We start from the raw sequence: 19,451 nt of genomic DNA, 5'->3' as shown, positions 1-19,451 counted from the left end.
GACGAGGCCGTCCAGGCCGAAAGCGGGGGTCCGGGGGCGGCAGCCCTCGGAAAGGGGCGGCGGGGGCCCCGGCCGCCCTCACCCGAACGCTCCCCCTTCGCCGAAGGCGGCCGCGGCGAACCGCTCACCCATCCGCAGGTGCGTCGCCGCGTCCGGGTGCAGCTGGTCGGGGAGCGGGAGCTCCTCGACGTCCCGCTCCCCGTACAGCTCCCGCCCGTCGAGGTGGTGCAGCTCCGGATCGTCGACGGCCCGCTCCCCGACGATCCGCGCCAGCTCCTCCCGGACGACCCGCAGGGTCAGCTTCCCGCCGGGCACCTCCGCCGCGTCCCCCAGGGGAACGAACCGCAGCACCCCCTTCTCCAGCCCCCGCGTGTCCGGCGCGGTGGGACCGGGCGTGTCCTCGTGCATGGGGCACAGGATGGGCGACACGACCAGCAGTGGCGTGTCGGGATGCCCCTCCCGCACGGTGTCGAGGAAGCCGTGCACGGCCGGCCCGAAGGCCCGCAGCCGCATCAGGTCCGTGTTGACGAGGTTGATGCCGATCTTGATGCTGATCAAGTCGGCCGGAGTGTCCCGCAGCACCCGCGCGACGAACGGGTCGAGCAGGGCGCTCCCGCCCAGCCCGAGGTTGATCAGCTCCACTCCGCCGAGCCCGGCGGCGTGCGCGGGCCAGATGCGGGTGGGGCTCGCGCCGTCCGAGCCGTGGCTGATCGAACTGCCGTGGTGCAGCCAGACCCGGCGGTCCGGAGCGCCCACCGGCTCCACGGGGGCGTCGGTGCGCAGGGCGACGAGTTCGGTGGTCTCGTTGTGCGGCAGCCAGATCTCGACCTTCTTGACGCCCTCGGGCAGGTCCGTGAAGCGGAGCGTGCCGGGGCGGCCGGGGTGGCGTTCGAAGGTCCCCGCCGCCATGTCGACGGTCAGGACGTGACCGGCCGTCACGGTGCCCTGGCCCACCAGGCGTCCGTCGACGACCAGGTCGTACAGGCCGTCCGGCCGGGGCGGCGCGCCCACGTAGTCCCGCTTGGTGGGCAGCGTGTCCAGCTCGACGGCGGTGGCCCGGGTGCGGAAGACCAGCCGGACGCCGGACGGCTGGGACTCGGCCATGGCCAGCTGCCCGTCGGCGCACTGGGCGCGGGCCCGGGCGGGCAGCCGGTGCGGCAGCAGACCGTGCTCGGTGCGCTCGGTCTCCAGGGCCCCGCGCAGGAGGTCGTCGGTGAGGGGGGTGGTGATCCAGTGGATCTCGGAGGACATCGCTTCATCCTGCGTTTCGACGGGGCGTGGGGGAGAGGTCCGGACCGGGCCAGTTGCGCAGCAGCGCGTCGAGGGCGTCGAGGACGCGGGACCAGGACTCCTGGGAGTCGGGCGCGCTGTGGCTGAAGCCGCCGGCCTGTTCGAGGCTGACGTAGCCGTGGAAGACGCTGCCGAGCAGCCGCACGGCGTGCGTCTGGTCGGGTTCGGTGAGGTCGTAGCCGCGCAGGATGGCCCGGGTCATCTGGGAGTGCCGTGCCCCGGCGCTCGCCGCGGCGGCCTCCGGGGTGAGCCGGAACCGGGTGGCTTCACAGCGGCCGGGGTGTTCGTGGGCGTAGTCGCGGTAGACGTCGGCCAGGGCGGTGAGGGCGTCCTTGCCGGAGCGGCCGGCCAGCGCGGCGGAGCCCCGGTCGGCCAGTTCCTCCAGGGCCAGCAGCGCGATCCGCGTCTTCAGGTCGTGCGAGTTCCGCACGTGCGAGTACAGGCTCGCGACCTTGACGTCGAACCGGCGGGCCAGCGCCGAGACGGTCACCTGGTCGAAGCCGACCTCGTCGGCCATCTCCGCGCCCGCCCGGGTCAGCCGCTCCGGGGTCAGGCCTGCGCGCACCATGACAGTTCTCCATGCCTTCTCGCCAGATACCTGAGGTAAGTCTGCATCTGGCTAAAGGTTTTAGGCAAACAGGTGCATGGCGTAGCCCGACGGTGCGATGAGTTGTGCACGCCCGTCCGGTCTACCCCCCGTGGACGCGACGACACCCCCCGTACTCACCCTGACCGGCCCCGTCACCCGGAGCCGGGTGGCAGGGCTCTGCGACGACCTGCGGGTTCTGCTGGAGGACGCCGCGGGCACCGTGGTCGTCTGCGACGCCGCGGGGCTCGGGACGCCGGGGCTCATGGCCGTCGACCTGCTGGCGCGGCTCCGGCTGACGGCCGGCCGGGGCGGGGGGCGCATACGCCTGCGCGCTCCCGACCCGGCGCTACTCGCCCTGCTCGACCTGGTCGGGCTCCGCTTCGAGGTGGAGGGGGACCCCGAACAGCGGGAACCACCGCCGGGTGTCGAGGAAGAAGTGGAATCCGGTGAGGCGGCCGTCTGAGATCTCCAGCACCTGCACCGCCCAGGGCGTGTACCCGCCCTTCTCCGGGTCCGGCTTGTACTGCGCGAACCCCGGCAGGCCGTTGACCTGGACCGGCAGCAGGCGCGAACCCTCGCAGGCCGAGCCGATCGTGGTCATGAAGCCCGCGATGTCGTCGTGGCCGGTCAGCCAGAGGTCGAACGGCGGCATCGTCATGACGGCGTCCTCGTGGAGGAGGGCCGTCAGCGCCGGCATGTCGTACCCCTCGAAGGCCGCCACATAGCGCTCCAGGAGTTTTCGCTGCTCCTCGTCCAACGGGTCGGAGACCGCCGCGTCGGCGGCGGAGTCGGCGCGCTCGGCGAGGGTCGCACGGGCCCGCTGGAGCGCGCTGTTCACCGAGGCGACCGAGGTCTCCAGCAGTTCGGCGACCTCGCTCGCCCGCCACGCCAGCACCTCGCGCAGGATCAGCACGGCCCGCTGCTTGGGCGGCAGTTGCTGGAGCGCGGCCATGAACGCCAGCCGCACCGACTCCTTGGCGACGGCCGCCTCCGCCGGATCCTCGACCGTGGGCAGCACGCGCGCGTCGGGCACGGGCTCCAGCCAGGTGTGGTCCGGACGGGGGGAGAGCGCGGCCCTGGCGAGCGGCGTGGACTCGGAGAGGTCCATGGGGCGGGCCCGCTTGTTGCCCGCGGACAGCATGTCCAGGCAGACGTTGGTCGCGATGCGGTACAGCCAGGACCGCAGCGAGGAACGGCCCTCGAACCTGTCGTAACTCCGCCAGGCGCGCACCAGGGTGTCCTGCACCGCGTCCTCCGCCTCGAAGGAGGAACCGAGCATGCGGTAGCAGTACCCCGTCAGCTCGACCCGGTGTCTCTCCAGCCTGGCGTCGAGGTCCTCCACCGTCGCCGTACTGTTGCTCATCGTCGTCCACCCGCCCCTGTGGCCGTTCTGTCACGCGCCTGTGCGCCCCAGTACTTCGGAAGCTACCGCAGCCCACTGACAACGGCCCCTCGAGCCGGCGAAACCGCAGCTCGGAGGAGGGATGGCGAGGCGAATGCCGGAGAGCGCCCGGACACGCGGACCTCAGTGCGCGGCGGCCAGGGGCTGCCGACGCGCCGCCCGCGAACCGAACACCGTGATCGTCACGACGCCGGCCACCGCCAGGACGCCCACGCCGACCGTGCCGCCCCAGCCGCCCGCGTGGAACGCCGCCGCGCCGACCGTGCTGCCCGCACTGGAACCGATGTAGTACGCGGACTGGTAGAGCGCCGAGGCCTGCGCGCGGCCCGTCTTCGCCGTCCTGCCGACCGCCGAGGACGCCACCGCGTGCCCCGCGAAGAAGCCCGCCGTGATCAGCACCAGGCCCAGCAGGACCAGCGGGAGCGAGTCGGCGAGGGAGACCAGCAGGCCGGTGGCCGTCGTGCCGCCCGCCAGGTACAGGGCCCCGCGCCGGCCCAGGCGGCCGACCAGCCGGCCCGCCGTCGACGCGGACACCGTGCCCACCAGGTAGACGAGGAAGATCGAGCCGACGATGCCCTGCGGCAGCGAGAACGGCCCCTCGGTCAGCCGGTAGCCGATGACCGTGTACACGCCGCCGAAGACGGTCATGAACAGCGCGCCGATCGCGTACAGGCGGCGCAGCAGCGGATCGGCCAGGTGATCGCGGACCGTACGGGCCAGCACCCGCGGGCGCAGCGAACCGGGCGTGAAGTGCCGCGGCGCCGGCAGCAGCAGGCGGAAAGCGACCGCGCAGACCACCGCGACCGCGCCGATCACCGCGACCGCGACCCGCCAGCCCCACTCCTGCGCGACCCAGCCGGTGATGACCCGGCCGCTCATCCCGCCGACGCTGTTGCCCGCCACGAACAGGCCGATCGCCGTGACCAGGGCCCGCGGACGGACCTCCTCCGCGAGGTAGGCGGTGGCGGACGCGGGCAGACCGGCCAGCGCCGCCCCCTGCAGACCGCGCAGCACCACCAGGGCGTCCAGCGACGGCGCGAAGGGGACCAGCAGCCCCAGGCCGACGGCGACCGCCAGCGAGCCGGTCATCACCGTACGGCGGCCGTAGCGCTCCGACAGGGCGCTCATCGGCAGGACGAACAGGGCCAGTCCGCCGGTCGCCGCCGCCACCGTCCAGCTCGCGTCGCTCGCCGCGACCCCGAACTCACCGGAGATCAGCGGCAGCAGCGCCTGCGTGGAGTACAGCAGGGCGAAGGTCGCCACCCCGGCCAGGAACAGGGCGAAGCTCATCCGGCGGTAGCCGGGACCGCCCGGAGCCATCCGCGAGTCGGCGGAGGGGGCGGAACCGGCGGAGACGGCGGAGGGGGTGGAGACGGCGGGAACGGTCGCGACGGCGCCCACGGTGGTGGACGCCCCGGTACTGGCGGGAGACATGCCTCGAACCTAGGGACCGCCCCGCTCATCCGTCCAATGCACGGAAACCCCATAATCGTTCCCATGGCGCATCAGCAGAGGTCACAGGGTCAGCTGTCACCGTCCGGTGACACAGAAGACATCGTCACACTGCTCGCCCCGCGGCTCGCGTACTTCGCGGGCGTCGCCCGCACCGAGCACGTCACGCGAGCCGCGCAGGAGATGCAGGTCCCGCAGTCGACCCTGTCGCGCGCCATGGTCCGCCTCGAACAGGACCTCGGCGTCGACCTCTTCGCCCGCCGCGGCCGCACCGTCTCCCTCACCCCCGCCGGCCGCACCTTCCTCACCTCCGTCGAACGCGCCCTCGCCGAGGTCGAGCGCGCCGCCGACGAGGTGCGCGCCGACGCCGACGCGGCCACCGGCAAGGTCGCCTTCGGCTTCCTGCACACCATGGGCGCCGAGACCGTCCCCGGCCTGATCCACGCCTTCCGCGCGGACCACCCCCGCGTCCGCTTCAGCCTGGTCCAGAACTACGGCGAGGCGATGCTGGAACGGCTGCGCGCCGGCGAACTGGACCTGTGCCTGACCTCGCCGGTGCCGGACGCCCCCGACCTCGTCGCCCGCCGCCTCGACGAACAGAAGCTGCGCCTGGTCGTGCCCGCCGACCACCGCCTCGCCGCCCGCCGGCGCGTCCGTCTCGCCGAGGCCGCCGACGAGACCTTCGTGACCCTGGAACCCGGCTACGGCCTGCGCCGCATCACCGACGACCTCTGCCAGGAGGCGGGCTTCCGCCCGCGGGTCGCCTTCGAGGGCGAGGAGGCGGAGACCCTGCGCGGCCTGGTGGCCGCGGGCCTCGGCGTGGCGCTGCTGCCGCCCCCCGCCGTCCCCCGCCCCGGCGTGGTCGAACTGACGGTCACCGCCCCCAGGGCGGCCCGCGAGATCGGGGTGGCCTGGCTGGACGGCCACCCCGACACCCCGCCGGTGGCGGCCTTCAAGAAGTTCCTGCTGTCGAGGAGGGGCAACCTGCTGCCTTAGACCGGGATCCCCGTCGCCTAACGCCGCAACGACCGCCCGAACCCCGAGGCCAGCGGCATCCGGAGCCCCAGCGGCGGCGGGGCGGCGAACGCGTCCTCGACGGGCCGGGAGAAACCCTTCCCGAACAACGCCCCCATCACGAAGTCCTCGCACAGGCACAGCACTTCGGCGCGGTGCTGATGCAGGCCGTGTCCGTCCGAGTGCACTTCGAACCGGCACACGTCCCGGTTCGCCTTCTTCGCCCGCGCCGCCAGCCGGAACGACAGCTCCGGATCGGTCCGTTCGTCGTTGGTGCCGTGCACGATCAGCACCCGCCGCCCCGCCAGCTGCTTCACCGGTTCGGGTGGTACCGCCACGTCCTCCTCGGGCAGCCAGGGAGCGACGGCCAGCACGGAGTTGACGGCCTCGTGGCCGGCCGCGCGCAGCGCCGCCCGCCCGCCCATGTCGACGCCGGCCAGACACACGGGGACGTCCCCGTAGCGCCGTACGGTCTCGTCGGCTGCCCAGGAGGCGTCGGCGGCCAGATGGGCCTCGCTGCCGTTCCAGCCGCGGTAGCGGTACCGCACGACGTGCACGGCCAGGCCCTCCTCCCGTCCGGCGCGGGCGAGTTTGCGCCCGAGGGCGCGGACGGAGGCGGTCGGCCACAGGGGCGATGGTCTGCGGCCGGAGACCTCCTCACCGCCGGGGAGCAGCAGTACCGCCCCGCTCACCGTCCGCGGCTCCGGACCGATGACCCTCCCCAGGCTGGCCGACCGAAGCGGCGTCGCTTGCTGTCCCATGACAGAACAGTGTCAGAAGCGTCGGTGTACTCCACCCGGCCGTGCGGTCACCGTTGCGTATCGACCGAGTCGCCCGCCGGGCGGTCTACGCGCGTAGGAGTTAGAGTGCGGAAATGACGAGCCAGAGCATCGAGAGGGGCGCCGCTCCCAGCCCGGAGCAGATCCGCCGGGCGCCCAAGGTTCTGCTGCACGACCATCTCGACGGCGGGCTGCGACCCGGGACCGTCGTCGACCTCGCCCGGGACGCCGGGTACACCCGTCTGCCCGAGACCGAACCCGACAAGCTCGGCATCTGGTTCCGGGAGGCCGCCGACTCCGGTTCGCTGGAACGGTACTTGGAGACCTTCTCCCACACCGTCGCCGTCATGCAGACCCGCGAGGCGCTGGTCCGGGTCGCCCGTGAGTGCGCCGAGGACCTCGCCGAGGACGGCGTCGTCTACGCCGAGGTGCGCTACGCGCCCGAGCAGCACCTCGACAGCGGCCTCACCCTCGAAGAGGTCGTCGAGGCCGTCGACGAGGGCTTCCGGGACGGCGAGCGGCTCGCCCGCGAGAACGGCCACCGGATCCGCGTCGGCGCCCTGCTCACCGCGATGCGGCACGCCGCCCGCGCGCTGGAGATCGCCGAACTCGCCAACCGCTACCGCGACCGGGGCGTCGTCGGCTTCGACATCGCCGGCGCGGAGGCGGGCTACCCGCCCACCCGGCACCTCGACGCCTTCGAGTACCTCAAGCGCGAGAACAACCACTTCACCATCCACGCCGGCGAGGCCTTCGGGCTGCCGTCGATCTGGCAGGCCCTCCAGTGGTGCGGCGCGGACCGGCTCGGGCACGGCGTCCGCATCATCGACGACATCGAGATCGCCGGGGACGGCTCGGTGAAGCTCGGACGGCTCGCCTCGTACGTCCGCGACAAGCGCATCCCGCTGGAGCTGTGCCCCAGTTCCAACCTCCAGACCGGGGCCGCCGCCTCGTACGCCGAGCACCCGATCGGGCTGCTGCGGCGGCTGCACTTCCGGGCCACGGTGAACACCGACAACCGGCTGATGTCCGGCACCAGCATGAGCCTGGAATTCGAGCACCTTGTCGACGCGTTCGGTTATACGCTCGATGATCTCCAGTGGTTCTCCGTCAATGCTATGAAGTCAGCATTCATTCCTTTCGATGAACGGCTGGCCATGATCAATGACGTGATCAAGCCCGGTTACGCAGAACTGAAGTCCGAATGGCTGTTCCGGCAGACCGCATCCACCAGCGGTTCTTCCGGTGAAGAGGGCTGACATTCCGTTTCCCCGGGCTTTTCGTGCGGACGGGCCTTCACGATCCGTCCGCATTTCGACGTTTGCGGTGACCGGTATCCCGTGTCTACGGTCATGGACCGCTCATTTCCCCGTATTCGAGGACGCATTCATCATGAAGCAGTCTGCTGTCAAGACCCTCGGCGCCGCCGCCCTCGGCGCCGCCTTCGCCGCCGCCGGTGCGGGCGCCGCCAACGCCGCGCCGGCCGTCCCGGACGCCGCCCAGGCCCTGGACGGTGTCACCAGGACGCTGCCGGCGGAGAACGTCGCCCAGGCCCTGCCGGTCGCCGGGGACGCGCTGACGCAGGCCCAGCCGGCGCTGGGTGCGGGCCTGACCGCCGCCCAGCCCGTCGCCCAGCAGCTCCTCGCCCAAGGTCCCACCGCCCCCGTGGCGGGTCTGCTCGGCGGTCTGCCGCTCCAGGGCCTGCCCACGCACGGCCTGCCGGTGAACGGGATCCCGCTGGGCTGAACCGGCCCCGCCCGCACGCCGTAGGGGCGCATCCGGTCTCCCGGGTGCGCCCCGACGCCGTGTGGGCTCACCAGGCCGTGCGGGCTTCGTCCTCGGAGGGAAGGAAGATCCACAGCGCTATGTAGAGCAGGAACTGCGGGCCCGGCAGGAGGCAGGAGAGCAGGAAGATCACGCGCATGGTCGTGGCGGACGTACCGAAGCGGCGGGCCAGCGCGGCGCACACTCCGCCGATCATGCGGCCGTGGGTGGGGCGGGCGAGGCTGCTGGACATCTGCGGCTCCTTCGTGAGCGTCGGGCCGGGGCGGGTCCTGGTCGGCCGCCCCCGGTGAACACAACGCTACGAAGACGAAGCGGATGAAACGTCGCTCTACGGGGCGATCCCGACCCTGGGAATCGTCGGGGTCAGACCCTGAGCCGGCTCCTCCGGGCCCGCGCCGTACGGCCCCCGCCGCGCACCGCGCCGACGCAGCCGGGACCGGGCCGCCGGGACCAGCGTCACGTGGGCCAGCGCCACGCCCGTCGCGTTCAGCAGCACCGAGTCGACGTCGACCACGCGGCCGGGCACGCCCGTCTGGAGCAGGGCGACCGCCAGGGACAGCAGGGTGCCCGCCGTGACCGTGCGGACCAGGGAGGCCAGCGGGGAGACGGCCAGCCTGCCGTGCGCCAGTGGGAGGAGGACGCCGAGGGGAGCCAGCAGGGCCAGGTCCTCACCGATGCGGCGGGCCGCCTCGGACCGGCCCAGCCTCAGGTCCGCCCGGATGCCCGCGAAGGGATGCAGGTTGGTCGGCATCACCCAGGGCACGTCCAGTGGGCGCAGCGTGAGCCAGGCTACGAACAGGAGATGTACGACCAGGAGGACACTCCCGGCCGCACGGATGCGGATCACGGCGCTGCCGCCGATGCCTTGACGCTGCACGTTCCCCTAGACGCGGAAGGCGGCAGGATCGGTTCCGGGGTGGCGGGGGGCGTCACGCCGTCCGGCGTCAGTTGTTCGCGGCCTCCGTCGACGGGGGTTCCGCCGAGCCGGGGCGGGAGCGGACCTCGTCGGTGCACTCGTAGCGGCGGGGGCGTTCCGGCGCGGGGCCGCCCAGCACCACCGAGCCGTCGCCCTCCGCCGCCGCCGAATCGGAGAAGGTGCACACCAGCTGGGCCAGGGCGTACGACGTGAGGGCGCCGGGGGAGGTGCCCAGGCGCAGGGTGTCGTCGGGGTCCCCGGGAGCCGGACCGCTCACCTTCGTCCCGCCGCGCACGTCCGTGCTGTAGCCGGCCTCCTTCTCGGCGGCGGACGGCGACTCGGCCAGCTCGTCCAGGAGGCCCTGGGCCACCAGGACCCGGCGTCCGGAGTCCGTCGTACCGTCGGGCACCCGCAGGGCGCGGTCCACGGCCACCAGGGACGAGCCGCACAGGAGGAACACCTGGACCGGTACGCCCCTCGCGGGGGTCGTCACCTCGGGCTCGGCGAGGGAGCAGCGCACCCGTGACGGTGCCGGGCCGAAGTCGGTCGGCACCTCCGTGGCCCGGATCCCGCAGCCGGCGAGCAGCCCGGCGAGCAGGGGGAGGGCGAGCAGACGGCGTACACGGCCCCTCTTCACGAGGCGTCCCCCTTGTCCTTCTCGGACTGTTCCGCCAGTTCCGAAGCGTCCCGCGGCAGGTGCAGGGTGAACACCGCGCCGCCGTCGGGGGAGTTGGCGGCAGTGATCCTGCCGCCGTGGATGTGGGCGTTCTCCAGGGCGATGGACAGGCCCAGGCCGCTGCCCTCGGAGCGGGGGCGGGAGGCGCTCGCCTTGTAGAAGCGGTCGAAGACGTGCGGGAGGACGTCCTCGGGGATGCCGGGGCCGTGGTCCTGGACGGCGATGACGACCTCGTCCTCCGACTCCCGGATCGAGACGCGTACCGGCGAGCCGCCGTGCTTGAGTGCGTTGCCGATCAGGTTGGCCATGATCACGTCCAGACGGCGCGGGTCGAGGCGGGCGTGGACGCCGCGCCCGGAGTCCAGCTCCACCGCGTCGAGCCAGGCGCGTGCGTCGATGCAGTGGGTGATCTGGTCGGCGACGTCGACGTCGTCCAGGACCAGGCGGGCCGTTCCGGCGTCGAAGCGGGTGACCTCCATCAGGTTCTCGACCAGGTCACCGAGGCGCCGGGTCTCGCTGACGACGAGGCGGACCGCCGGTTCGATCATCGGGTCGATGCTGCCGGACTCCGCGTCCAGTTCCTCTTCCAGCACCTCCGTGACGGCGGTGATCGCGGTGAGCGGGGTGCGCAGTTCGTGGCTCATGTCCGCGACGAAGCGGCGGGACGCGTCGTCGCGGGCCGCCATGTCCGCCACCCGCTTCTCCAGGGCCTCGGCCGTTCTGTTGAAGGTGCGCGACAGATCGGCCAGTTCGTCCGTGCCCGACACCTGCAGCCGGGTGTCCAGCTTGCCCTCGCCGAGGCGCCGGGCGGCCACCCCGAGGCGGTGCACCGGCTTCAGCACGGTCGTGGCGGCGGCCTGCGCGAGCAGCGCCGCGCCGATCAGCGCGAGACCGGTGGCGATCCCCAGCGACCAGGCGAGGGAGTTGAGGTCCTTGGCCTCCGGCTCGAGCGACTTGCGCATGTAGCCGGTCGGGCCGCCGCCGATCACCTTCGTGCCGGCCACCAGGTACGGCGTGCCGTGGTCGACCACCCGCTGCCAGTAAAGGTGGTACGGCGACTTGTCACCGGAGGAGGCGTCCTGCTCCTTGTTGACGGCCGCGCGCAGCGACTCGGGCACGGCCTCCAGGGAGAAGCCGTTCAGGCCCCCGGAGTTGCCGTACACGGTCGTGCCGGTGGCGTCCTCGCCGACGAGCAGCACGCTGAATCGCTGGCTGCTGTTGGCCATCTGCCCGGCGGTGTGCTGGAGTTCGTCCTGCGACGGGTGCTCGGGCAGCGAGCCCGCCCGGTTCTGCATCTCCTGCTCGAAGTCCCGCAGCACCGCGCCCTGGGTGCGCGTGAGCACGGCCTCGCGGTTGAGCCAGTACGCGATGCCCGAAGCGGACACCGCGGCGGTCAGTGCCACCGCCCCGAAGACCATGACGAGCCGCAGCCGCAGACTGGTGAACCGCAGCCGTGAAAGATGTCCCTTGCGCCCCGCGGACCAGCCGCGGACCCCCCCTCGCGCTCGTGTCACTGAGGGGCGTCCAGGCGGTAGCCGACTCCGCGCACGGTGCGGATGAGCGTGGGGGAGGACGGGACGTCCTCGACCTTGGCGCGCAGACGCTGGACACACGCGTCCACCAGCCGTGAGTCGCCCAGGTAGTCGTGCTCCCAGACCAGCCGCAGCAACTGCTGCCGGGACAGTGCCTGTCCGGGGCGCCGGCTCAGCTCCAGCAGCAGCCGCAGCTCGGTCGGGGTGAGCTGGAGGTCCTCGCCGTTCTTCGTCACCGTCATCGCCGCACGGTCGATGACGAGGCTGCCGAAGCTCGCGGCGTCGTTCGACTCGCGCTCCCCGCGCCGCAGCACGGCCCGGATCCGGGCGTCGAGGACCCGCCCCTGCACCGGTTTGACGACGTAGTCGTCGGCGCCGGACTCCAGTCCCACCACCACGTCGATGTCGTCGTTGCGCGCGGTGAGCAGAATGATCGGCAGCTGGTCGGTGCGCCGGATACGGCGGCACACCTCGAACCCGTCGATGCCGGGCAGCATCACGTCCAGCACGATCAGGTCCGGCCGCTGCTCGCGCAGCAGCCTCAGACCGTCCTCACCGCTCGCAGCGGTCGCCACCCGGTGTCCCTGGCGCGTCAGTGAGAGCTCCAGGGCCGTACGGATGGCGTCGTCGTCCTCGATCAGCAACAGGGAAGGCACGGGCTCATTCTGGCCCATGGAGGGGCTGTCGTTCGACCCGTGGTCCGGGCTCGGGTGCCGCAGGTGCGCGGTTTCCGCTCCGCGCGCGGCGTGCGGCGGCTCGCGGGGCACCCCGCGAGCGCCGGTACGGGGGCCGGGACGGGGCCGGCACCCGTACCGCCGGAGGCCCGCGGACCTGCTTGTTCGAACAGTTTCGGGCAGCCCGCCGCGCGTGCGCGGACCGAGGGCGGCCGGAGGTGTCACAGGTCGGACGCGGTGCCGGAGCGCCGCGCGTGCGCGGACCCGGGCGGGCGCTTCGATGGTCGAAGACGCCGAACGGGCGGAGCGCCGCGCGTGCGCGGACAGGTCCGCACGCGTGCGGACCGAGGTGTCCGGCCGGGCCGCGGAGCACCGGCCGGCCCTCGCCGCCCGGCCGCTCGCACCCCCCGCGGGCATTCCCCCGCAGGCGTTCCCCTGCAGACATTTCCGCGCCCGCCTGAACGAAGTCGCACCACACGACTACCGGCAACACCTGTGCGGGCTCTGTGGTGTCGCTGTGACGGGCCCCTGTGACAGGTCTGTGACAGTCGACGGACACGGCGATGAAGTGGCGTCGGCAAGCTTCTCGGCACGGGCAGGGAAGCAGGACGCCGAGCCCGGAACGACAGACCGAATCACCGCAAGTCCACGACGGGGGGCGCGAGATGAACACGCTGCACGGCCTGAACACCAGCGCAGTGATCACGCGCCTGCACGACGTGAACCGGGGTTCGGAGAGGTCCGGTGCCGACGGGGGTGCCTCCCGCGCCGGTTTCGAGCGCGGGGGGCGGGGGTGCGCCCGCGGCGCCGGGCGTCAGCACACCGGGTTCATGACGGTGGTCGACGCGAACACGGGGGAGACGCCCGCGGCGGCAGCCGCCACGGGTACGGCCGGGGGAGCCGCGTACAGGGAGGACACGGGGGAGCGTCGCTCGCTGACCGAGGCGGAGTTCACCGCCTACGTCCAGGAGCGCCGCGCCTCCCTGTACGCCACCGCCTACCACCTCACCGGTGACCGCTTCGAGGCCGAGGACCTGCTCCAGAGCGCGCTGTTCTCGACCTACCGGGCGTGGGACCGGATCAGTGACAAGGCGGCCGTCGGCGGATACCTCCGGCGGACCATGACCAACCTGCACATCAGCGCGTGGCGCCGCCGCAAGCTGAACGAGTACCCGACCGAGGAACTGCCGGAGACGGCCGGCGACACGGACGCGATGCGCGGCACCGAACTGCGCACGGTCCTGTGGCAGGCGCTGGCCCGGCTGCCCGAACTCCAGCGGACGATGCTGGTCCTGCGGTACTACGAGGGCCGCACCGACCCGGAGATCGCGGGCATCCTCGGCATCAGTGTCGGCACGGTGAAGTCCAGCATCTGGCGGTCGCTCCGCCGGCTGCGGGAGGACGAGGTCCTCAGCTTCGGCCGTGACGAGGAAGACGCCTTCGGCGAGTTGGTCGCCTGAGGCGAACGGGGGATCCGGCTTCCGGTCACGGAAGCCGGGGAACGGGGGAACGGGGGAACGGGGGAACGGGGGAACGGGGGAACGGGGGAAGCGGTACCGGGGGGCCCGACGGGGGACGTGGGGAACGAGCGGTACCGCGCACGTGTACGGGGGAGCACCACCGGGGGGACACGGGGGAGCACGGAGGGGGAGCGGGGCTGGAGGGCCGGGGGGTCCGTCCAGTCCCGCTTTCCCGCGTCATGGGGCGGGTGTCCCCGTCCTCCCCGCGCCCCGCGGGCGGTCTACGCCGCCGTACGGGCCGCCGGGGAGCGGTGGCCGGCCGCCGCGGACGCCAGGCGGCCCATCGCCTCGTCGCGGTCGCAGGCGTGGGCGCCGAGCGCCCTCTGGCGGGCCACGATGGAGCGTTCGGCGCGCATCAGGCGCCAGCCGCGGCGCAGCAGGAACGGCACGGACTTGCGGCCCTCCCGCAGATCCCGCAGGAAACGGCGGCGGAACGTCTTCACCGGGCCGCGGCTCAGGCACAGCGCGTCGGCCAGCACGCCCAGTTCACGGCAGCGGTCGACGATCTCGGCGGCGAAGATGCCCTCCGCGAGGAACAGCGGGGTCCGTCCGATCCCGACGCTCTCCGTGCCGGTGCGGGCGCTCAGCGAGATGTCGTACACGGGCACCTCGGTACGCCCCGTGCGGCACAGGTCGACGATGGCGGCGACGGCCGTGTCCGCGTCCCAGGAACCGGGGTCGTCCCAGTCGATGTCGGAGCTTCCCGCGACCAGCGGCAGCGTCGGATCGTCGCCCTCCTTGTAGAAGTCGTCGAGGCGCAGCACCGGGAGGCCGGAGCGGGCCGCGAGGAGGGACTTGCCGGAGCCGGAAGGGCCGCAGAGCAGCACGACTCGCGTGGGTACGGGCGGATGGGGACTCACGGGACACCAGTGTGAGGCATCGGCCGGGGCGGTCACGACCCCGCGGGTCGGCTTTGCAGCGCGCATCACACCACAACTACCCTACGTGTCGACCGGATTACCCAGTGCACTAGAAGGTGGCATCACCGATGGCCCGACACGCCTCCCCCCACAGCCCCACCGCCCAGCGCGCCCTGATCGCCCTCGCGACCGTCGGAGTGGCGCTGGGAGCGGGCGCGACGACGGCATCCGCGGACGAGGCGGGGACGCTGACGGGCGCACTGCACACCCGCCCGACCTCGCTCGGCGACGTGGACCCGCAGGCCGGCCTGCGGGCGCTGACCGGCACGGTCGGCTACGTCACCGGCCCGCTCGCCGACCTCAAGCCCAACCCGCTCGCGGGCACCGGCGTCGACCCGCTCGACAACGGCGTCGGCACCCAGCTCGGCGACTTCCGGCCGCTCACCTCGCAGGCCCTGACGGGGCCGGTGGCGCAGGCGCCGTCGATCGGTTCCGTCCCGGTGCTCGGGCAGGTGACGGGGCTGCTGGGCGGCCGGTCGTAGCCCGCGCGTGCGGAGAGGGCCGCGGCCTCCCCGGGCGGGGAGAGGGCGCGGCCCTCCGGCGTCTCGAGACGGCTCAGTACGACGAGCCCGACGCGCCCAGCGAACCCGTCGGGTGCCAGACCGTCTTCGTCTCCAGGAACGCCGTCATGCGGTCGGTGCCGGGCGTCGCCCGCCAGTCGTCCACAGGCTGTGGACGCAGGACGCGCTTGAGGTTGTCGGCCGCCGCGACCTCCAGCTCCCTCGCCAGCACGTCGTCGGCGCCGGCCAGGTCGATCGCGTTGACGTCCTGGTGCGCCGCGAGGGGCGCCGCGATCTCCGCCATACGGCCCGAGAGGACGTTGACGACGCCGCCGGGCAGGTCGGAGGTGGCCAGGACCTCGCCCAGGGACAGGGCCGGGAGCGGGGACCGCTCGCTCGCGATCACGACCGCCGTGTTGCCCGTGGCGATGACCGGGGCCACCACCGAGACCAGGCCCAGGAACGACGACTCCTGCGGGGCGAGGACCGCGACCACGCCCGTCGGCTCCGGGGACGACAGGTTGAAGTACGGGCCCGCCACCGGGTTGCCGCCGCCCAGGACCTGGGCGATCTTGTCGGTCCAGCCCGCGTACCAGACCCAGCGGTCGATCGTGGCCTCGACCTGTTCGGCGGCCTTCGACTTCGACAGGCCCTCCGCGTCGGCGACCTCGTGCACGAACTGGCTCTTGCGGCCCTCCAGCATCTCGGCGACCCGGTAGAGGACCTGGCCCCGGTTGTAGGCCGTCGCGCCGGACCACGCGCCGAACGCCTTGCGCGCGGCCACGACCGCGTCACGGGCGTCCTTGCGGGAGGAGAGCGGCGCGTTCGCCAGCCACTTGCCCTTCGAGTCCGACACCTCGTACACCCGGCCGCTCTCGGAACGCGGGAACTTCCCGCCGACGTACAGCTTGTAGGTCTTGAAGACGCTCAAACGGTCAGACATCGAGGTACGCCTCCAGGCCGTGGCGGCCGCCCTCGCGGCCGAAGCCCGACTCCTTGTAGCCGCCGAACGGCGAGGTCGGGTCGAACTTGTTGAACGTGTTGGACCAGACGACACCGGCCCGGAGCCTGCTCGCGACCGCGAGGATGCGGGAGCCCTTCTCCGACCAGATGCCCGCCGACAGGCCGTACGGCGTGTTGTTGGCCTTGGCGACGGCCTCGTCCGGGGTGCGGAAGGTGAGGACCGACAGGACCGGACCGAAGATCTCGTCGCGGGCCACCGTGTGCGCCTGCGTGACGTTCGTGAACAGCGTCGGGGCGAACCAGAAGCCGGAGGTGGGCAGTTCGCACTCCGGGGACCAGCGCTCCGCGCCCTCCGCCTCGCCGCGCTCCACCAGCGAGGTGATGCGCGCGAGCTGCTCGGCGGAGTTGATCGCGCCGATGTCGGTGTTCTTGTCCAGCGGGTCGCCCAGGCGCAGGGTGGCGAGCCTGCGCTTGAGGGAGTCCAGCAGCTCGTCGTGGATCGACTCCTGGACCAGCAGGCGCGAACCCGCGCAGCAGACCTGGCCCTGGTTGAAGAAGATGCCGCTGACGATGCCCTCGACGGCCTGGTCCACGGGTGCGTCGTCGAAGACGATGTTGGCGCCCTTGCCGCCCAGTTCGAGCGTGAGCTTCTTGCGGGTGCCCGCGACGGTCCGCGCGATCTCCTTGCCGACCGCCGTGGAACCGGTGAAGGCCACCTTGTCCACGTCCGGGTGGGCGACCAGAGCCGCGCCCGCGTCGCCGTAGCCCGGGAGGATGTTGACGACGCCCCTGGGCAGGCCCGCCTGGCGGCAGATGTCCGCGAAGAACAGCGCCGACAGGGGGGTGGTCTCGGCCGGCTTCAGGACGACCGTGTTGCCGGTCGCGAGCGCCGGGGCGATCTTCCACGCCAGCATCAGCAGCGGGAAGTTCCACGGGATGACCTGGCCCGCGACGCCCAGCGGGCGCGGGTTCGCACCGAACCCGGCGTGGTCCAGCTTGTCGGCCCAGCCCGCGTAGTAGAAGAAGTGCGCGGCGACCAGGGGGAGGTCGGCGTCGCGGGTCTCCTTGATCGGCTTGCCGTTGTCCAGCGTCTCCAGGACGGCCAGTTCGCGGCTGCGCTCCTGGATGATCCGGGCGATGCGGAACAGGTACTTCGCGCGCTCCGAACCGGGCAGCGCCGACCACTTCTCGAACGCCTTGCGGGCCGCCCGCACGGCGCGGTCGACGTCCTCGGCGCCGGCCCGCGCGACCTCGGACAGGACCTCCTCGGTCGACGGGGACACCGTCTTGAAGACCTTGCCGTCGGCGGCCTCGGTGAACTCGCCGTCGACGAACAGGCCGTAGGAGGGCGCGATGTCGACGACCGAGCGGGACTCGGGCGCCGGTGCGTACTCGAACAGAGAAGCCATGGTGATCAGTCCACCGTCACGTAGTCGGGGCCGGAGTAGCGGCCGGTGGCCAGCTTCTGACGCTGCATCAGCAGGTCGTTCAGCAGCGAGGAGGCGCCGAAGCGGAACCAGTGGTTGTCCAGCCAGCCCTCGCCCACGGTCTCGTTGACCAGGACCAGGAACTTGACGGCGTCCTTGGTGGTGCGGATGCCGCCGGCCGGCTTCACGCCGACCTGCACGCCGGTCTGCGCGCGGAAGTCGCGGACGGCCTCCAGCATCAGGAGGGTGTTCGCGGGCGTCGCGTTCACCGCGACCTTGCCGGTGGACGTCTTGATGAAGTCCGCCCCGGCGAGCATGCCGAGCCAGCTGGCGCGGCGGATGTTGTCGTACGTCGACAGCTCGCCCGTCTCGAAGATGACCTTCAGGCGGGCGCTCGTGCCGCAGGCCTCCTTCACGGCGGTGATCTCGTCGTACACCTTCAGGTACCTGCCCGCGAGGAACGCGCCGCGGTCGATGACCATGTCGATCTCGTCGGCGCCCGCCTCGACGGCGTCGCGGACGTCCGCCAGCTTCACGCCGAGGGCGGCGCGGCCCGCCGGGAAGGCGGTGGCGACGGAGGCGACCTTGACGGACGAGCCGGCGACGGCGGCCTTCGCGGTGGCGACCATGTCCGGGTACACGCAGACCGCGGCGGTCGAGGGGGCCGTACGGTCGGTCGGGTCGGGGTGGACCGCCTTCGCGCCGAGCGCCCGGACCTTGCCCGGGGTGTCCGCGCCTTCCAGCGTCGTCAGGTCGACCATCGAGATGGCGAGGTCGATGGCGTACGCCTTCGCGGTCGTCTTGATGGAACGGGTGCCGAGGGCCGCGGCGCGCGCCTCCAGGCCGACCGCGTCGACGCCGGGGAGCCCGTGGAGGAAACGGCGCAGCGTGGCGTCGGACGAGGTGATGTCCGGGAGGGGGGGTGCCGCGGTGGGTGCGGGTGCGTTGGTGGGCATGGTCACCAGACGAGCATATCTACGCGCGTAGCGGGTGTACAGCCCTCGGGAGGCTCCGGGGGCGGGGCGGGGCGGGCGGGCGCGGGGCCGCGCGGGCCGGCCCGCGCCGGGCCCGTCGGCCGGGGTACGCCGTCGGGCGGGGGCGTCGGGGGAGGCGGTTCGGCGGGTCGTGCAGAATCGGGGGCATGACGAGTTCGGATGAGCAGGGGTCTGTGCCGGGGACCGGGGCCGGCGACCGGGTGTACCGGTCGTCCGCGGGGATGGCCGGCGGGGCGCTGCTGCTCGGCCTGGCCGGCTGGCTCTGCGTGGACGCGATCTTCGCCGGGGAGGGCCGGACACCGTGGCTGGCGCTCGCCGCGCTGATCCTGCTGGTGCCGCTGGTCTCCGCCTTCACCCTGCGGCCGGCCGTGTTCGCCGACGGGGACCGGCTGCGGGTGCGCAACCCGTTCCGCGTGGTCGTGCTGCCCTGGGGGCGGGTCGCCTCGCTGCGGTCGGGGTACTCCAACGAGGTCGTCGCCGACTCCGGGCAGAAGTTCCAGCTCTGGTCGATCCCGGTCTCGCTGCGGGCCCGCAAGCGGGCCGCCCGGCAGCGGGACCGCCTCGCCGCGGGCCGGGCCACCGGCCGCGAGGGGCGGCCGCACCGCGGGAGCGGCGGCTTCGGCGGCGCGCTGTCCTCGCGCCCGGGCCCGGACGTCCCCGAAGGGCCCGCGCGCGCCCCGTCCGACCAGGCCATGGACGAGCTGCGCGAACTGTGGGAGACGCGGCAGGAGGCGGAGTCCGCGCAGGGCGAGGTCACCGTGCGCTGGGCCTGGGAGATCGTGGGCCCGGCCGCCACGGGGGCGCTGCTGCTGGCGATCCTGCTGGCCGCGGGATGACCTCGGGCCCTCGGCGGGACTGAGGGGGACGCGGGGGCCTGTCCGGCGGACGGCCGGCGAAGGACACGGGGCCCGTCCGGCAGGAGGACGACGGAGGGCGCGTGGGCTTGCGCGCCGGATTGCCGCCACGGCTCGGACCCGCCGGTCGGGGGTGCTGCCGGCCTACGGCTCAGCCGCGGGT

Annotated in this window: 21 protein-coding genes; 7 read left to right on the top strand and 14 right to left on the bottom strand. The window is 72.9% G+C overall.

Annotated elements, in window-relative coordinates; translation table 11 throughout:
- Positions 1 to 78 precede the first annotated feature (78 nt).
- Complete coding sequence (locus tag ACGFQC_RS07280; protein WP_363091299.1) at positions 79 to 1,251, bottom strand: SGNH/GDSL hydrolase family protein; 1,173 nt, start codon at positions 1,249 to 1,251, stop codon at positions 79 to 81.
- A gap of 4 nt (positions 1,252 to 1,255) precedes the next feature.
- Positions 1,256 to 1,858 carry a WHG domain-containing protein gene (locus ACGFQC_RS07275; RefSeq protein ID WP_363091300.1) on the bottom strand — a complete coding sequence of 201 codons (603 nt, stop codon included), beginning with the start codon at positions 1,856 to 1,858 and terminating at the stop codon, positions 1,256 to 1,258.
- A 97-nt stretch (positions 1,859 to 1,955) separates the two neighbouring features.
- Between ACGFQC_RS07275 and ACGFQC_RS07270 the strand changes: the two genes are divergently transcribed.
- Complete coding sequence (locus tag ACGFQC_RS07270; protein ID WP_363091301.1) at positions 1,956 to 2,342, top strand: STAS domain-containing protein; 387 nt, start codon at positions 1,956 to 1,958, stop codon at positions 2,340 to 2,342.
- On the opposite strand, the gene ACGFQC_RS07265 is transcribed toward ACGFQC_RS07270, so the two are convergent.
- Both ACGFQC_RS07265 and ACGFQC_RS07260 read right to left on the bottom strand, forming a co-directional pair.
- The gene (locus ACGFQC_RS07265) at positions 2,226 to 3,242 is read right to left on the bottom strand and encodes a sigma-70 family RNA polymerase sigma factor (RefSeq protein ID WP_363091302.1); all 1,017 of its coding nucleotides are present in this window, start codon (positions 3,240 to 3,242) and stop codon (positions 2,226 to 2,228) included. The two genes, ACGFQC_RS07270 and ACGFQC_RS07265, sit on opposite strands and share 117 nt — an antisense overlap.
- 162 nt (positions 3,243 to 3,404) lie before the next feature.
- The gene (locus tag ACGFQC_RS07260; RefSeq protein ID WP_363091303.1) at positions 3,405 to 4,715 is read right to left on the bottom strand and encodes an MFS transporter; all 1,311 of its coding nucleotides are present in this window, start codon (positions 4,713 to 4,715) and stop codon (positions 3,405 to 3,407) included.
- Between the two features lie 63 nt (positions 4,716 to 4,778).
- On the opposite strand from ACGFQC_RS07260, the gene ACGFQC_RS07255 reads away from it, so the two are divergent.
- Entirely contained in the window at positions 4,779 to 5,729 is a 951-nt protein-coding gene (locus tag ACGFQC_RS07255; protein ID WP_363091304.1) for a LysR substrate-binding domain-containing protein, read from the top strand.
- A 17-nt stretch (positions 5,730 to 5,746) separates the two neighbouring features.
- Here ACGFQC_RS07255 and ACGFQC_RS07250 read toward each other — a convergent pair whose 3' ends face one another.
- On the bottom strand, positions 5,747 to 6,508 hold the full coding sequence (locus ACGFQC_RS07250) for an alpha/beta hydrolase (protein WP_363091305.1): 762 nt from the start codon (positions 6,506 to 6,508) through the stop codon (positions 5,747 to 5,749).
- 113 nt (positions 6,509 to 6,621) lie between these two features.
- Here ACGFQC_RS07250 and ACGFQC_RS07245 point away from each other — a divergent pair, with 113 nt between their 5' ends.
- Positions 6,622 to 7,785, top strand: a complete 1,164-nt coding sequence (locus tag ACGFQC_RS07245) for an adenosine deaminase (RefSeq protein ID WP_363091306.1) — start codon at positions 6,622 to 6,624, stop codon at positions 7,783 to 7,785.
- 133 nt (positions 7,786 to 7,918) lie between these two features.
- Entirely contained in the window at positions 7,919 to 8,272 is a 354-nt protein-coding gene (locus ACGFQC_RS07240) for an ATP-binding protein (protein ID WP_363091307.1), read from the top strand.
- Positions 8,273 to 8,339: 67 nt separating this feature from the next.
- On the opposite strand, the gene ACGFQC_RS07235 is transcribed toward ACGFQC_RS07240, so the two are convergent.
- From ACGFQC_RS07235 to afsQ1, 5 genes are all read right to left on the bottom strand, one after another.
- Positions 8,340 to 8,543, bottom strand: coding sequence for a PspC domain-containing protein (locus tag ACGFQC_RS07235; RefSeq protein WP_363091308.1), 204 nt, complete (start codon positions 8,541 to 8,543; stop codon positions 8,340 to 8,342).
- A 96-nt stretch (positions 8,544 to 8,639) separates the two neighbouring features.
- On the bottom strand, positions 8,640 to 9,188 hold the full coding sequence (locus ACGFQC_RS07230) for a VanZ family protein (RefSeq protein ID WP_363091309.1): 549 nt from the start codon (positions 9,186 to 9,188) through the stop codon (positions 8,640 to 8,642).
- A gap of 67 nt (positions 9,189 to 9,255) precedes the next feature.
- The gene (locus ACGFQC_RS07225) at positions 9,256 to 9,864 is read right to left on the bottom strand and encodes a hypothetical protein (protein WP_363091310.1); all 609 of its coding nucleotides are present in this window, start codon (positions 9,862 to 9,864) and stop codon (positions 9,256 to 9,258) included.
- Complete coding sequence (locus ACGFQC_RS07220; protein ID WP_363091311.1) at positions 9,861 to 11,417, bottom strand: HAMP domain-containing sensor histidine kinase; 1,557 nt, start codon at positions 11,415 to 11,417, stop codon at positions 9,861 to 9,863. The genes ACGFQC_RS07225 and ACGFQC_RS07220 overlap by 4 nt, the downstream gene beginning before the upstream one ends.
- Positions 11,414 to 12,091: a two-component system response regulator AfsQ1 gene (gene afsQ1 / locus ACGFQC_RS07215; RefSeq protein ID WP_363091312.1), complete on the bottom strand. Its 678-nt coding sequence runs from the start codon at positions 12,089 to 12,091 to the stop codon at positions 11,414 to 11,416. Before afsQ1 ends, ACGFQC_RS07220 begins: the two co-directional genes overlap by 4 nt.
- A 683-nt stretch (positions 12,092 to 12,774) precedes the next feature.
- On the opposite strand from afsQ1, the gene ACGFQC_RS07210 reads away from it, so the two are divergent.
- Complete coding sequence (locus ACGFQC_RS07210; RefSeq protein WP_363091313.1) at positions 12,775 to 13,569, top strand: SigE family RNA polymerase sigma factor; 795 nt, start codon at positions 12,775 to 12,777, stop codon at positions 13,567 to 13,569.
- A 281-nt stretch (positions 13,570 to 13,850) separates the two neighbouring features.
- Here the strand turns inward: ACGFQC_RS07210 and ACGFQC_RS07205 are convergent, their stop codons facing one another.
- Entirely contained in the window at positions 13,851 to 14,555 is a 705-nt protein-coding gene (locus ACGFQC_RS07205; protein WP_363091314.1) for a uridine kinase, read from the bottom strand.
- Between the two features lie 62 nt (positions 14,556 to 14,617).
- On the opposite strand from ACGFQC_RS07205, the gene ACGFQC_RS07200 reads away from it, so the two are divergent.
- Positions 14,618 to 15,031 carry a hypothetical protein gene (locus ACGFQC_RS07200; protein ID WP_363091315.1) on the top strand — a complete coding sequence of 138 codons (414 nt, stop codon included), beginning with the start codon at positions 14,618 to 14,620 and terminating at the stop codon, positions 15,029 to 15,031.
- A gap of 73 nt (positions 15,032 to 15,104) precedes the next feature.
- On the opposite strand, the gene ACGFQC_RS07195 is transcribed toward ACGFQC_RS07200, so the two are convergent.
- Genes ACGFQC_RS07195 through deoC form a run of 3 tightly spaced genes read right to left on the bottom strand, consistent with a single transcriptional unit; the run spans position 15,105 to position 18,395 of the window.
- Positions 15,105 to 15,992 carry an aldehyde dehydrogenase family protein gene (locus ACGFQC_RS07195; protein WP_363091316.1) on the bottom strand — a complete coding sequence of 296 codons (888 nt, stop codon included), beginning with the start codon at positions 15,990 to 15,992 and terminating at the stop codon, positions 15,105 to 15,107.
- Positions 15,985 to 17,421 carry an aldehyde dehydrogenase family protein gene (locus ACGFQC_RS07190; RefSeq protein ID WP_363091317.1) on the bottom strand — a complete coding sequence of 479 codons (1,437 nt, stop codon included), beginning with the start codon at positions 17,419 to 17,421 and terminating at the stop codon, positions 15,985 to 15,987. Before ACGFQC_RS07190 ends, ACGFQC_RS07195 begins: the two co-directional genes overlap by 8 nt.
- 5 nt (positions 17,422 to 17,426) lie before the next feature.
- On the bottom strand, positions 17,427 to 18,395 hold the full coding sequence (gene deoC / locus ACGFQC_RS07185) for a deoxyribose-phosphate aldolase (RefSeq protein ID WP_363091337.1): 969 nt from the start codon (positions 18,393 to 18,395) through the stop codon (positions 17,427 to 17,429).
- A gap of 185 nt (positions 18,396 to 18,580) precedes the next feature.
- Between deoC and ACGFQC_RS07180 the strand changes: the two genes are divergently transcribed.
- Complete coding sequence (locus tag ACGFQC_RS07180; RefSeq protein ID WP_363091318.1) at positions 18,581 to 19,270, top strand: PH domain-containing protein; 690 nt, start codon at positions 18,581 to 18,583, stop codon at positions 19,268 to 19,270.
- Positions 19,271 to 19,451 lie beyond the last annotated feature (181 nt).

This window comes from Streptomyces sp. NPDC048734, assembly GCF_043198675.1.
GTDB lineage: Bacteria > Actinomycetota > Actinomycetes > Streptomycetales > Streptomycetaceae > Streptomyces.
The sequence above is the reverse complement of the archived record's forward strand: the minus strand, read 5'-3'. Positions and strand labels throughout refer to the sequence as shown.

Excerpts from the sequence above, each read along its gene's own strand:
- ACGFQC_RS07265 (WP_363091302.1), bottom strand. The coding sequence starts at position 3,242 with ATGAGCAACAGTACGGCGACGGTGGAGGACCTCGACGCCAGGCTGGAG.
- ACGFQC_RS07210 (WP_363091313.1), top strand. The coding sequence starts at position 12,775 with ATGAACACGCTGCACGGCCTGAACACCAGCGCAGTGATCACGCGCCTG.
- ACGFQC_RS07245 (WP_363091306.1), top strand. The coding sequence starts at position 6,622 with ATGACGAGCCAGAGCATCGAGAGGGGCGCCGCTCCCAGCCCGGAGCAG.
- ACGFQC_RS07200 (WP_363091315.1), top strand. The coding sequence starts at position 14,618 with ATGGCCCGACACGCCTCCCCCCACAGCCCCACCGCCCAGCGCGCCCTG.
- ACGFQC_RS07180 (WP_363091318.1), top strand. The coding sequence starts at position 18,581 with ATGACGAGTTCGGATGAGCAGGGGTCTGTGCCGGGGACCGGGGCCGGC.
- ACGFQC_RS07255 (WP_363091304.1), top strand. The coding sequence starts at position 4,779 with ATGGCGCATCAGCAGAGGTCACAGGGTCAGCTGTCACCGTCCGGTGAC.
- ACGFQC_RS07275 (WP_363091300.1), bottom strand. The coding sequence starts at position 1,858 with ATGGTGCGCGCAGGCCTGACCCCGGAGCGGCTGACCCGGGCGGGCGCG.
- ACGFQC_RS07205 (WP_363091314.1), bottom strand. The coding sequence starts at position 14,555 with ATGCGCGCTGCAAAGCCGACCCGCGGGGTCGTGACCGCCCCGGCCGAT.
- deoC (WP_363091337.1), bottom strand. The coding sequence starts at position 18,395 with ATGCCCACCAACGCACCCGCACCCACCGCGGCACCCCCCCTCCCGGAC.
- ACGFQC_RS07240 (WP_363091307.1), top strand. The coding sequence starts at position 7,919 with ATGAAGCAGTCTGCTGTCAAGACCCTCGGCGCCGCCGCCCTCGGCGCC.
- ACGFQC_RS07270 (WP_363091301.1), top strand. The coding sequence starts at position 1,956 with ATGAGTTGTGCACGCCCGTCCGGTCTACCCCCCGTGGACGCGACGACA.
- ACGFQC_RS07250 (WP_363091305.1), bottom strand. The coding sequence starts at position 6,508 with ATGGGACAGCAAGCGACGCCGCTTCGGTCGGCCAGCCTGGGGAGGGTC.
- ACGFQC_RS07280 (WP_363091299.1), bottom strand. The coding sequence starts at position 1,251 with ATGTCCTCCGAGATCCACTGGATCACCACCCCCCTCACCGACGACCTC.
- ACGFQC_RS07260 (WP_363091303.1), bottom strand. The coding sequence starts at position 4,715 with ATGTCTCCCGCCAGTACCGGGGCGTCCACCACCGTGGGCGCCGTCGCG.
- ACGFQC_RS07190 (WP_363091317.1), bottom strand. The coding sequence starts at position 17,421 with ATGGCTTCTCTGTTCGAGTACGCACCGGCGCCCGAGTCCCGCTCGGTC.
- ACGFQC_RS07235 (WP_363091308.1), bottom strand. The coding sequence starts at position 8,543 with ATGTCCAGCAGCCTCGCCCGCCCCACCCACGGCCGCATGATCGGCGGA.
- ACGFQC_RS07195 (WP_363091316.1), bottom strand. The coding sequence starts at position 15,992 with ATGTCTGACCGTTTGAGCGTCTTCAAGACCTACAAGCTGTACGTCGGC.